Origin of the sequence: Mycobacterium sp. NPDC050441, from assembly GCF_040655355.1 — a bacterium.
Classification (GTDB): Bacteria; Actinomycetota; Actinomycetes; order Mycobacteriales; family Mycobacteriaceae; genus Mycobacterium.
On the sequence record NZ_JBFAJS010000002.1, the window covers coordinates 654,433 to 667,041 of the forward strand.

Here is a 12,609-nt window from a genome sequence, read left to right on the forward strand (position 1 = left end):
GATGACCGAGTCGGCGCCCCGCGGCAACGACGTGACCTGGACCGATCCCACCTGTCCGGTCGCGCGCACTGTCGACCTGGTCGGAGACCGCTGGAGCCTGCTCATCGTGCGCGACGCCATGGACGGCGCGCGCGCATTCACCGACTTTCAGCAGCGCACCGGCATCGCGCGCAACATCCTCACTGACCGGCTGCGCCGACTGGTGGAGCGCGGCATCCTCGACCGGGAGACCGCCGCATCGGGCCGCCGGCAGCTCTACACACTCACCCAGGCCGGTCGTGACCTCTTCACCGTCGTGGTGGCGCTGCGTCAGTGGGGTGAGCGGCACGCGTTCGCTTCGGGCGAGTCGCACTCGATACTGGTGGACCAGCGCGGTGATCAGATTTCAGAACTGCGGCCGACGAGCTCGCGCGGCGCCGCATTGGACCTCGACGGCACGTCCGTGCGGAAGGCCTACTGATCGCGCTCGCCGCGCAGGACCGCGAAAGAATGCCCGGCCAATACCGTGGTGTCGGTGTCGATGTCGGGGCGATCCCAAGCTAGGAGCAGCTCTCCGGAGACCGGTACCGCCACTGGCTCGGTGCCCAGATTGCAGGCGATGGACACCGCACCCCGATGCAGAACGATCCAGCGCTGTTCCTCGTCGAAATCGATCGACATGTGGTCGAGCCAGGGGTCACCGAGGTCGGGTTCGCTGCCCCGCAAGGCGATCAGCTCGCGATAGGTCCGGTGGAGCCGATCATGAACACCCTCGGTGACCTCGCTCCAATTCAGTTTGGACCGCAGGAACGTCGCCGGGTCCTGTGGATCGGGGATCTCGTCGGCATCCCAGCCGTGCTCGGCGAATTCGGCCTTGCGCCCCTCTGCGGTGGCACGGGCCAGCTCCGGTTCGGGGTGCGAACTGAAGAACTGGAACGGCGAGGAGGATCCCCATTCCTCACCCATGAAAAGCATGGCCGTGTAGGGAGATCCGAGTGCCAATGCGGCCTTGACCGCGAGCTGTCCGAAGGTCAGAAGCTGCGACGGTCGGTCGCCGACGGCGCGATTGCCGACCTGATCGTGAGTGAGGGTGTACGCCAGCAGGCGGGTGGCGGGAATGGTGGCCGTGTCCAACGGCCGGCCGTGCCTGCGGTGGCGGAACGACGAGTAGGTGCCGGCGTGGAAGTATCCGTGCTTCAACGTTTCTGCCAGTGTGGCCAGCGATCCGAAATCGGCGTAGTAGCCCTGCCGTTCACCGGAAACCGCGGTGTGGATGGCGTGGTGGAGATCGTCGTCCCACTGCGCGGTCAGGCCGTACCCGCCGCGGTCCCGCGGGGTGATCAGCCGGGGGTCGTTGAGGTCGCTTTCGGCGATCAGCGACAGCGGCCGGCCGAGTTCCTCGGACAGGGCGTCGGTTTCGGCTGCCAGTTCCTCGAGCACATGGATCGCGGTGTTGTCGACGAGTGCGTGCACCGCGTCCAGACGCAGCCCGTCGGCGTGGAAATCGCGCATCCAGCGCAATGCGCAATCGATGATGTAGGTACGCACCTCGTCGGCGTCGGCATCCGACAGGTTGATCGAACTGCCCCACGGATTGTGGCCGGACGACAGGTACGGGCCGAACCTCGGAAGGTAATTGCCGGACGGTCCGAGATGGTTGAACACAGCGTCGATGAACACGCCCAGACCACGTGCGTGGCATGCGTCGATGAGCCGGACGAGGCCGTCGGGACCGCCGTACGGTTCATGTACCGCGTACCAGAGCACCCCGTCATAACCCCAGCCGTGGTTTCCGTTGAATGCGTTGACCGGCATCAGCTCCACGAAATCGACACCGAGATCCACCAGATGATCGAGCTTGTCGATGGCGGCGTCGAATGTGCCCTCGGGTGTGAAGGTTCCGGTATGCAGTTCGTAGATCACCCCGCCGCAGATGGAGCGGCCGGCCCATTTGGCGTCGGTCCACGCCCCGGGTGCCGCAGCCCACCGTTGCGAGCGGGCATGCACGCCGTCGGGCTGACGCGGTGAACGAGGATCTGGCAAGACCTCAGGATCCTCGTCGAGGGCGAACCCGTACCTGGCGTCGGTGCGGCAGGCGACCTCGGCGCGCCACCATCCGTCTCCGGAACGCACCATGTCGTGCAGCGTCCCGTCCACGTCGACCCGCACCCGGTCCGGTATCGGCGCCCACACCTCGAACTCAGCCATCGGCGCGCTCCAGCAGGGCCACCGGAGAATCGGCGAGCAGTTCGGTCAGCGGCACCACACCAGCCCAATGCCGGCCACTCAGCCGATCCAGCCACCGGCCCTCGGGCAACGGCAATGCCGTTTCGGCCCAGCCGGTTTCGGCCAGACCGACAGTCCAACGGCACGCGGCTACCACGACATCCTGGCCTCGCAGGAAGGCCACCAGGTGTGTCGCCGCGCTACCGGTGGCCGGCAGCGGGGTGTAGTCGCCGGCCAGGAATGTGGCCGGTCGGGCGCGGCGCAGCGCCAGTGCAGCGGTGGTTACCCGCAGCTTCGCATCGTCCCCACGCTCCAAGGCGTCGCGCAACGCCGGGTAGTCGACCGGACGTCGGTTGTCGGGATCGACCAGACTGTCCTCGGTCGTCTCGGTGCCCTGGTAGACGTCGGGAATTCCGGGCGCCGTCAACTGGATGAGTTTCTGGCCCAGACTGTCGTTTCGGGCATGCACGTCCAGTCGACTCACCAGCGCGGTCAGTTCGGCTGCGACCGGCCCGTCGAGCACTCCATCCAGCCAGCGGTGTACCTCGTCCTCGAAGTCGCGGGAAGGATCGTGCCAGGAGGTATGGGTGGCGGCTTCCCGGATCGCCTTCTCGGCGTAGGCATGCAAGCGGATACGAAGTTCGTCGGTGACGTTGCCACCGACCGGCCAGGCACCGAACATGTTCTGCCACAGGAATAATGCTGTGGACCGGTCCGGGGGAGTGGTCAGTGTGTTCCACCGCTCGACGGACTCCGCCCACGTGTCGGGCACCTGGGACAGCAGCCCGATACGGGCGCGGACATCCTCGCCGCGCTTGGTGTCGTGGGTCGACAGCGTGGTCATCGTCGACGGCCAGGCCTGCATTCGCGTCGTCGCCCGTTGGTGGAACTCGGCAGTCGTGACTCCGAACAACTCGGGTGCACCGCCGACCTCATTGAGTGAGACCAACCGGGCGTCGCGGTAGAACAGGCAGTCCTCGACCGCCTTCGCGGTCGCGGCTCCGCACAGCTGGTTGAACCGGGGCACCACCTCGGCGCTGCTCGACATCGCCACCGAGATGGTGGACAACGCATCGGTGAGTTCCGGTGTGGTGCAGGCAGTTTCCTGTAGCGCTACCGGGAGGATCGTGCCAAGCGCCGGATAATCACTTCGGTATACGCCGATCCTGCTGATCAGTGCGGTCACCGCCCCGGGCAGCCGAGGGTCGTGCTGCGTGGTCACCGCCGTGATGGATCGGCACAGTCGGCCCAACTCGCTGGCGAGAGTGTCGGCGATGGCGGTTGTCTTGAGCACGGATTCGGCCCCGGGGTCCGGTCGGCCGCTCACCGCGGTGAGTGCGGCCGCGCCGGCCGGGGCGATGAACAGTCCACCGACCTCGCGCAGCGCGTCATATCCGGTGGTGCCGTCGACCGGAAGTGACGCGTCGAGGGACTCGTCGGCGGCCAGGATCTTCTCCACCACGATCCAGGCGTCGGGGCCGGTGAGCTCACGTAACCACCGCAGATAGCCTGCGGGGTCAGACAATCCGTCCGGATGGTCGATGCGCAGGCCGTCCACCAGCCCTTCATCGAACCAACGTTTGATCTCGACGTGGCTGGCGTCGAAAACGGCCCGGTCCTCCTGGCGCAGCGCCGCCAGGGAGGTGATCGAGAAGAAGCGACGATAACCGCAGATCCCGCTGCGCCAACCGGTCAGCCGGTAGTGCTGGCGGTCATGCACCTGACGGCCGGTGCCTGTGCCGGTTCCCGGTGCCACGGGAAAGACGAGATCGCCCAGGCGCAACACTTCGCCGTCGACCACCAGGTCGGCGACATCGTCGTCGGAACCGAGGACCGGCAACACAATCCGGCCGTCGTCGAGATCCCAGTCGATATCGAAGTACTCGGCGTATGCCGACGCCCTGCCGTACCGCAGTAGATCCCACCACCAGCGGTTCTGCTCGGGGTGGGCGACCCCGACGTGGTTGGGCACGATGTCGACAACGAGGCCGATGTTCCTTTTGCGGGCAGCCTCCGACAGTCGCCGTAGACCCTCAGGCCCGCCGAGGGCGGCCGACACCGTGGTGGGATCGGTGACGTCGTATCCGTGTGTGGATCCGTGTACGGCGGTCAGGATCGGGGACAGATACAGGTGCGACACCCCGAGGCGGTCGAGATAGTCGAGTAGGTTCACCGCGTCATCGAATGTGCAGCAGTCCCCGCGCATCTGGAGCCGATACGTGGAAAGGACCGGGCGCGGCATGTCAGGCCGTCTTGCGCAACACGAGCAGTGAGCGGGCCTGTAGCGAGATCTTCTCGCCCGCGGCCACGATGAGATCGGAATCGCCTGTCGGACTGGCGGTATCGAGGTCGCCGGCCCACTCGGTGGCGTAGTCGCCGTTCGGGGTGACGAAATCCTGCTCGTGGTCGTTGGCGTTGAAGCACAACAAGAACGTGTCGTCGACGACGCGCTCGCCGCGGGCGTTGGGGGCCGGGATCGAATCGCCGTTGAGGAACACGGCGACACACGTACCCAATCCCGTGCCCCAGTCCTCCGGGGTCATCTCGGTACCCGCCGGGGTGAGCCAGGCGATGTCGCGAACCTGATCGCCGCTGCGGATCGGTTTGCCCTCGAAGAACCGGCGGCGCCGAAATGCCGCATGACGCTTACGGAATGCCAGCACCTTGCGGGTGAACTCCAGATGGTCGGCGTTGGTCTCCAGCCGCGACCAGTCCATCCAGGACAGTTCGGAATCCTGGCAATACACGTTGTTGTTGCCCAGCTGGGTCCTGCCGATCTCGTCGCCGTGAGCGATCATCGGGGTGCCCTGGGACAGCATCAGCGTCCCGGTGATGTTGCGCATCTGCTTGGCGCGCAGTGCCAGGATCTCCGGATCGTCAGTCGGCCCCTCGACACCACAGTTCCAGGACCGGTTGTGGCTCTCGCCGTCTCGGTTGTCCTCACCGTTGGCCATGTTGTGCTTCTCGTTGTAGGACACCAGGTCGTTGAGGGTGAACCCGTCGTGACACGTGACGAAGTTGATGCTGGCGCCGGGTCGGCGGCCGGTGGCCTCATAGAGGTCGGAGGACCCGGTCAGTCGAGACGCGAACTCGCCGAGCGTCGACGGCTCGCCGCGCCAGTAGTCACGCACGGTGTCGCGGTACTTGCCGTTCCACTCGGTCCACAGGCCGGGAAAGTTGCCCACCTGATAGCCCCCCTCGCCGACATCCCAAGGCTCGGCGATCAGTTTCACCTGGCTGACGACGGGATCCTGCTGGACCAGGTCGAAGAACGCCGAAAGCCGGTCCACATCATAGAATTCGCGCGCCAGGGTGGAGGCCAGGTCGAACCGGAACCCGTCGACATGCATCTCCAGCACCCAGTACCGCAACGAGTCCATGATCAGCTGCAGGGTGTGCGGGTGCCGGGCGTTGAGGCTGTTGCCGGTTCCGGTGAAATCCTTGTAGTACTCGGGTTGGCCGTCGAGCAGTCGGTAGTAGGCGGCATTGTCGATCCCGCGGAAATTGATGGTCGGACCGAGGTGGTTGCCTTCGGCGGTGTGGTTGTAGACCACGTCCAGGATCACCTCGATACCCGCATCGTGGAATGCCTTGACCATGGTCTTGAACTCGGCCACCGCGCCGCCGGCATGCCGGGTGGCGGCGTACTGGAAATGCGGGGCGAAGAAGCCGACCGTGTTGTAGCCCCAGTAGTTTCGCAGTCCGAGGTCCAGCAGTCGGTGGTCGTGCATGAACTGGTGCACCGGCATCAGCTCGATCGCGGTGATGTTCAGCGACTGCAGGTACTCGATGACAACCGGGTGACTCAGCCCCGCATACGTGCCGCGGAGTTCTTCGGGGATACCCGGATGGGTCTGGGTCATCCCCTTGACGTGTGCCTCGTAGATCACCGTGTCGTGGTACGGCGTCTTCGGTGCCCGGTCGGAGCCCCATTGGAAGAACGGGTTGATCACGACGCTGGTCATGGTGTGGCCCAGAGAGTCGACCTGGGGCGGGGTGCCGGTGCCGGGCGGTTCGGCGGTCAGGTCATAGGAGAACAGGGCCTGGCTGAAGTCGAAGTCGCCGTGAAACGACTTGCCGTACGGGTCCAGCAGCAGCTTGCTGGGGTCGCACCGATGTCCGGTGCCGGGATCCCACGGGCCGTACACGCGGTATCCGTAGCGCTGACCGGGTGTGACCGTGGGCAGGTAGGCGTGCCAGACGTAGCCGTCAACCTCTTCGAGGTTGATCCGGTGCTCGGTGCCGTCTTTGGCGATCAGGCACAGCTCGACGCGTTCGGCGACTTCGGAGAACAGCGAGAAGTTGGTGCCGGCGCCGTCATAGGTCGCGCCGAGCGGGTAGGCCTCACCTGGCCAGACCGTCGACATCGGCGTGGGTACCGGCGGCGGCACTGGGGACGACGGTGTTGGTGACGATGACGTCATGGTTTCACCACCAACCGGTGGCAACCGCCATCTGACGGCCGAGTTCACCTGTCATCGTGCGCATGTAGGTCGTGGAGAGATGGTGGGAATCGTGGTACAGCAACACATTTCCCTCCACCACGCGGCAGTAGTCCTTACGGCACACCGCATCGCTCATGTCGAGTGGCTTGAGCAGGGGAAACCTTCCGACGAAATCGAGCGTGGGGTTGTGGTCGGAGAGTACCTTGGACCGGTCGATGCCGCAGGAGATCGCATCGCCGCCATTGGCCAGGCAGTCGTAGGGGAAGTACGGCTTGCCGTTTCGGGTGAGCCACGGGGTGTCGCGCATCGCCAGGATGGGAATGTTGTTCTCGGAGAGGGTTTCCCAGATTCCGATGTAGGTGCCGGGCATCACGTCGCCTGGCTTGATGTTCCACGGCCGGGTCGAGGTGGTGAACACGAAGTCGGGGCGATCGGCGATGAGCTGAGACATCACCTTTTCGTTCCACTCATGGCATTTCGGGTACGCGCGGTTGTCGCCCATCACCAGCGGGTTTTCCTCCGTGGTCAGCGGACAACCCATCTTGAGGTAGGTGACCACCTTGAAGTTGTGCAGGCGACCCAGCAGATCCAGCGCGGTGATCCAGTGTTCGGCATGCGACCCGCCCGCCACCGCGATCGTCCGCGGCGAGTCCTTGTCGCCGTAGGTGCAGTTGATCACGTCGGTGTTGCCGAAATCGCTGATGCAGCCGTCGGTCGTGGACGCGGGCAGATCGTCCTTGGCCTCCAAAACCGTCGGGCGCATCGGCAGCTTGGGCACCCGGGCATGGTCGATGAGTGCGCGGGCTCCCGGGTAGTCGCGGGCCGACAGCCCGGACAGTTCCTTGCCGTTGGCGCGCTGCACCGTGACGTGCTCGCGCCAGGTGAACGAGGTGGCCGTCAATGCGACGCCGAGCAGTCCGACGATGGAGCCGAGGACGATGGTGGGCCGGCGTAGCCGGACGCGCAGCGGGACGGCCGGCGCGGTGCTGGCGGCCTTCGCCTTCTGCGGGCGCAGCGGATCCTCGATGTAGCGGGTGGTGAGCCAGGCCAGGACCCCCGAGATCAGTAGCACGATCGTGCCCTCGAGGAAGTTGGCGTGGGCATGGCCCGAGTAGGACAGCCAGAAGATCAACAGCAGCCAGTGCCACAGGTACAGGGAATAGGCCATCGAGCCCAGCGACACGAACGGCTTGCTTGCCAGCATCCGGTTGGGCGCGGGCAGCCGCTCGGCCGTATCCGGATCGTCCATCCGGTTGGCGGCGGTGAGGATGAAGATGACGGTGGCTCCGACCGGAACCAGCGCCCAGGGGCCGGGGAATTCTTTGACGCCGTCGATCAACCAACCGCACGACAGGATGGCGGCCAATGACACCGTCGCCAGAATGGTGCGCAGCCACATCGGCCACCGCACGGCCGGCACCAGCGCGCCGGCAAGTGCGCCTGCCAGCAGCTCCCAGCCGCGCGCGAAGCTGTTGTAGTAGGCCGTGGCCTGATCGTTGTTGTGCGCGATGATCGCGTACACGAACGAGGCGATGGTCAGCGCGCCCAGTAACACGATGAACGCGGTGCGCAGGTGCCGGCCGAACAGTCGGCGGCCCAGGAAAGCGAACCCGAAGACCAACGCCAGGAACGCCACATAGAACTGCCCCTGGACCGACATCGACCAGATGTGCTGCAGCGGACTGACCGCCTCACCGGCGCGAAGGTAGTCCGCGGCGGTGTTGGCCAATTCCCAGTTCTGGTAGTAGCCCAGGCTTGCCAGGCTTTGGTCAGCAAACGCTTCCCACCGCGTTTCGGGCTGCACCAGGATGGTCAGTACGGCGCCTGCGGCAAGCACCACGACCAGGGCGGGCAACAACCGTCGCACCAGTCGGACGAGCTCGGGCAGCGGCAACAGCGGCGCCTCGGGATTGAGCGCCATGCGCAGCATCTTGCCGCCGAAAAAGAACCCGGACAGCGCCAAGAAAACGTCGACACCACCGGAAACCCGGCCGAACCAGATGTGGAACATCGCCACCAGGGCGATGGCGATACCACGCAGTCCGTCCAGATCATGGCGATAGAAGCCCGATTTTCGGGTGCCCATGACGGCGTGCGGAACGGAACCGGATTCGGTGCCGGGCTCCGTCCGGGGGGCGTCAAGGGTTTTCATGGTCGAGGCCAATTTACCTAACATCGGCCTGCCGCTCACATTTCGGATGCGTGCGTCACACCCTGTGAGCAAAGAGCTAGGCTGCCCGACTGTGGCTGAGCTGACCCCGGCGCAGATCAGCGCCATTGACGCGGCCCACATCTGGCACCCCTACAGCGCCATCGACGCGGACGCGTTGCCGCCGGTGGTTGCGGTCGGAGCCAAGGGCGCGTGGCTGACTGTGATCGACCCTACCGACGGCGCACCGATCGAGGTTCTCGACGCGATGGCGTCCTGGTGGACCGCCGTGCACGGACACGGACACCCGGTGCTGGACCGTGCAATCAACAACCAGCTCGCCACCATGAACCACGTCATGTTCGGCGGTCTGACCCACGAGCCGGCCGCACGGCTGGCCCAGCTGCTGGTCGAGCTCACCCCCGCGCCCCTGGAGACCGTGTTCTTCAGCGATTCCGGGTCGGTGTCGGTCGAGGTGGCCGTCAAGATGGCGCTGCAGTACTGGCGCAGCCTCGGCCGAGGGTCAAAACACCGCCTGATGACCTGGCGCGGCGGCTATCACGGCGACACGTTCACCCCGATGAGCGTGTGTGATCCGGACGGCGGCATGCACTCTCTGTGGACTGATGTCCTGGTGCCCCAAATCTTCGCGCCACCGGTGCCCGCCGACTATCAGCCGTCCTACAGCGAGGCGTTCGAGCGGCAACTGGCCGAGCACGCCGACGAGCTTGCCGCCGTGATCGTCGAACCCGTCGTGCAGGGCGCCGGCGGAATGCGTTTTCACGACCCGCGCTACCTCGCGGACCTGCGCGCCATCTGCGATCGCCACGATGTGCTGCTGATCTTCGACGAGATAGCCACCGGATTCGGCCGCACCGGAAAGCTGTTCGCTGCCGAACACGCCGGGGTGAGCCCGGACATCATGTGTGTCGGTAAGGCGATGACCGGCGGCTACATCACCTTGGCCGCGACGCTGTGTACCCGTGAGGTGGCGCGGACGATCAGTGCGGGGGAGCCCGGTGCGCTCATGCACGGGCCGACGTTCATGGCCAATGCGCTGGCCTGCGCGGTCGGTGTGGCTGCGGTGGAACTGCTGGTCAGCGGTGATTGGCCGGGCCGGGTGGCCGAGATCGAGGCGGGCCTGCGGACGGGGCTGGAGCCGGCCCGCGCGCTGCCCGGTGTCGCCGATGTCCGGGTGCTCGGGGCCATCGGCGTGATCGAGATGTGCGAGCCGGTCGACATGCGGGTGGCGACCCTGGCGGCGTTGCGTCACGGGGTCTGGCTGCGCCCGTTCGGCAAGCTCGTCTACGCCATGCCGCCCTTCATCTGTACGCCGGCGGAGGTGGAACAGATCACCGCAGGCATGGTCGGCGTCGCTCGTGCACTAACCTGAACGGTGTTCAATGGTCGGCATCGCCGACGTGTTCAACCGTCGGTTCAACGACGCGAGCGCAAGGAGCACCAGGTGACGCGCACGGATCTCTCACCGCTGGCCTGGCTGGCCGACGTCGAAGTACAGCGCAGGCAGGCCGGGCTTCGTCGTGAGCTGCGCACCCGCCCCGCCGTGGCGACCGAACTCGATCTGGCCTCCAACGACTATCTGGGACTGTCGCAACACCCGGAGGTCCTCGACGGTGGCATCGAAGCGCTGCGCACCTGGGGTGCCGGCGCCGGCGGTTCCCGGCTGGTCACCGGAAACACCGAGTTGCACGAAGAGTTCGAGACCGCTCTGGCGACGTTTGTCGGCGCCGAGTCGGCATTGGTCTTCTCCTCGGGTTACACCGCCAACCTGGGCGCCGTCGTCGCGTTGAGCGGCCCGGGCTCGCTGCTCGTCTCCGACGCCCTGACACATGCCTCGCTGGTCGACGCCTGTCGGCTGTCGCGTGCGCGGGTGACCGTCACGCCGCACCTCGACGTCGACGCGGTCGATGCCGCGCTGTCGGCACGCACAGAGGACCGCGCGGTGGTCCTGACCGAATCGGTGTTCAGCACCGACGGGGTGCTGGCGCCGCTGCCCGAACTGCACGCGGTCTGTCGCCGGCACGGTGCGCTGTTGCTCGTCGACGAGGCACATGGGCTCGGCGTGCGCGGCCCGGGCGGACAGGGCCTGTTGTACGAGTCCGGCCTCGCCGGAGCGCCGGACGTGGTGATGACGACGACGCTGTCGAAGGCACTGGGCAGCCAGGGCGGCGTGGTGCTCGGCCCTGCGCCGATCCGCGCCCATCTGATCGACGCCGCCCGCCCCTTCATCTTCGACACCGGCCTGGCGCCGGCCGCCGTCGGCGCGGCATGGGCGGCCCTGCGGGTGCTGATCGCCGAACCTCACCGAGCACAAGCCGTGTTGGATCATGCTGCCGCGCTGGCCCGGATTTCCGGAGATACCGCGGTGCCCGAATCCGCAGTCGTCTCGGTGATCCTCGGTGACCCCGAGGTCGCGGTGGCTGCCGCTGCAGCCTGCCTTGACCGCGGCGTGCGGGTGGGCTGCTTCCGCCCACCGACGGTTCCCGAGGGCACGTCACGACTGCGCTTGACGGCGCGGGCCTCGCTGACCGCCGACGAGATGGACCTGGCCCGCCAGGTGTTGACCGAGGTCCTGTCCGAGGCCCGGTTGTGAGCACGCTGGTCGTCACCGGGACCGATACCGGCGTCGGGAAGACCGTGACGACCGCCGCGTTGGCCTGTGCGGCCCGGCTTGCCGGGCTTGAGGTCGCGGTGTGCAAGCCCGTCCAGACCGGAACCGTCGACGGCGACAACGACCTCGGTGAGGTCAGCCGGCTGTCCGGGGTCGGCAATCTGCACGGGGGATGGCGCTACCCGGAACCGCTGGCACCGGTGGCGGCCGCGCAGCGCGCCGGACTTCCGTTGCCGACGTGTGCCGAATTGGTGGACGCGGTGCGCAACGCCGAGGTTGCCGACGGGCTGACCCTCGTCGAAGGCGCCGGTGGCCTCCTGGTCGAGCTGGGCGCCGACGGTGTCACGCTGCGTGATCTGGCCTCTGAGCTCTCCGCTGCGGTCCTCGTGGTGGTGTCCCCGGGGCTGGGAACACTCAACCACACCGCATTGACATTGGAATCGCTTGCCGGGCAAGGAATTACCTGCGCCGGCCTGGTGATCGGAGCCTGGCCGGAGAAGCCCGGCGTCGCCGAGTCGGGCAACCGCGAGGCGCTGGCACAGTTGGCGCCGGTACGTGCCGCGCTCCCGGCGGGGGCCGGCAGATCGAGCGCCGCGGAGTTCGAGAAGATGTGCGCCGACGCCTTTGACCCGAACTGGCTGACCGGCCTGTCCTGACATGGTCCATTCCGTCGAGCTGGTCTTCGACCCGGACACCGAAGCCGCGGTCCGGCGGATCTGGGATGCGCTGCGCGACGCCGACATTCCCAGCCAGGCGCCTGCCAGCCGACCGCACTCGACGCTGACCGTCGCCCAACACATCGACGGCCAGGCCGAGGCGGTGCTGCACGAACTCACCGACCGGTTCCCACTACCGTGCCGACTCGGCGCGACGCTGATCTTCGGGCGCTCGGCCGCAGTGTTGGCGCGGCTGCTGGTCCCGACTGAAGAGCTAGTCGAAATCCAGGCGGAGGTTTATCGCCTGTGCCTGCCGTTCATGGCCCCTGCCCCGATGCCACACGCCGAACCGGGGAACTGGACCCCGCACGTCACGCTGGCCCGGCGGATCGCGCCGGTCCGGCTGACCACCGCTGTGCGGATCGCCGGACGTCCCGCAGAGATCGTCGGCCAGGTGACCGGGCTGCGACATTGGGACGGCGACAAACGCGTCGAGTATCCGATCGGCTGACCGGGTACGCG

The 12,609-nt window shown here is 66.7% G+C and carries 9 protein-coding genes; 5 read left to right on the forward strand and 4 right to left on the reverse strand.

The window, feature by feature from the left end:
* Position 1 precedes the first annotated feature (1 nt).
* Complete coding sequence (locus tag AB0I14_RS08195) at positions 2-460, forward strand: helix-turn-helix domain-containing protein (RefSeq protein WP_358018546.1); 459 nt, start codon at positions 2-4, stop codon at positions 458-460.
* Here AB0I14_RS08195 and treZ read toward each other — a convergent pair.
* From treZ to AB0I14_RS08215, 4 genes are read right to left on the reverse strand one after another with little or no spacing between them, the layout of a single operon-like run.
* Positions 454-2,187, reverse strand: a complete 1,734-nt coding sequence (gene treZ / locus AB0I14_RS08200; protein WP_358018549.1) for a malto-oligosyltrehalose trehalohydrolase — start codon at positions 2,185-2,187, stop codon at positions 454-456. The genes AB0I14_RS08195 and treZ overlap by 7 nt on opposite strands.
* Positions 2,180-4,447, reverse strand: a complete 2,268-nt coding sequence (treY, locus tag AB0I14_RS08205) for a malto-oligosyltrehalose synthase (RefSeq protein ID WP_358018552.1) — start codon at positions 4,445-4,447, stop codon at positions 2,180-2,182. Before treY ends, treZ begins: the two co-directional genes overlap by 8 nt.
* Before the next feature lies 1 nt (position 4,448).
* The gene (glgX, locus tag AB0I14_RS08210; RefSeq protein WP_358018555.1) at positions 4,449-6,629 is read right to left on the reverse strand and encodes a glycogen debranching protein GlgX; all 2,181 of its coding nucleotides are present in this window, start codon (positions 6,627-6,629) and stop codon (positions 4,449-4,451) included.
* Between the two features lie 4 nt (positions 6,630-6,633).
* Positions 6,634-8,802 carry an acyltransferase family protein gene (locus AB0I14_RS08215; protein WP_358018558.1) on the reverse strand — a complete coding sequence of 723 codons (2,169 nt, stop codon included), beginning with the start codon at positions 8,800-8,802 and terminating at the stop codon, positions 6,634-6,636.
* Between the two features lie 46 nt (positions 8,803-8,848).
* Between AB0I14_RS08215 and AB0I14_RS08220 the strand changes: the two genes are divergently transcribed.
* From AB0I14_RS08220 to AB0I14_RS08235, 4 genes are all read left to right on the forward strand, one after another.
* Entirely contained in the window at positions 8,849-10,192 is a 1,344-nt protein-coding gene (locus tag AB0I14_RS08220; RefSeq protein ID WP_358018561.1) for an adenosylmethionine--8-amino-7-oxononanoate transaminase, read from the forward strand.
* Positions 10,193-10,264: 72 nt separating this feature from the next.
* Entirely contained in the window at positions 10,265-11,413 is a 1,149-nt protein-coding gene (locus AB0I14_RS08225; protein ID WP_358018564.1) for an 8-amino-7-oxononanoate synthase, read from the forward strand.
* On the forward strand, positions 11,410-12,087 hold the full coding sequence (gene bioD / locus AB0I14_RS08230) for a dethiobiotin synthase (RefSeq protein WP_358018567.1): 678 nt from the start codon (positions 11,410-11,412) through the stop codon (positions 12,085-12,087). Before AB0I14_RS08225 ends, bioD begins: the two co-directional genes overlap by 4 nt.
* A gap of 1 nt (position 12,088) precedes the next feature.
* On the forward strand, positions 12,089-12,598 hold the full coding sequence (locus tag AB0I14_RS08235) for a 2'-5' RNA ligase family protein (protein WP_358018570.1): 510 nt from the start codon (positions 12,089-12,091) through the stop codon (positions 12,596-12,598).
* Positions 12,599-12,609: the final 11 nt, after the last annotated feature.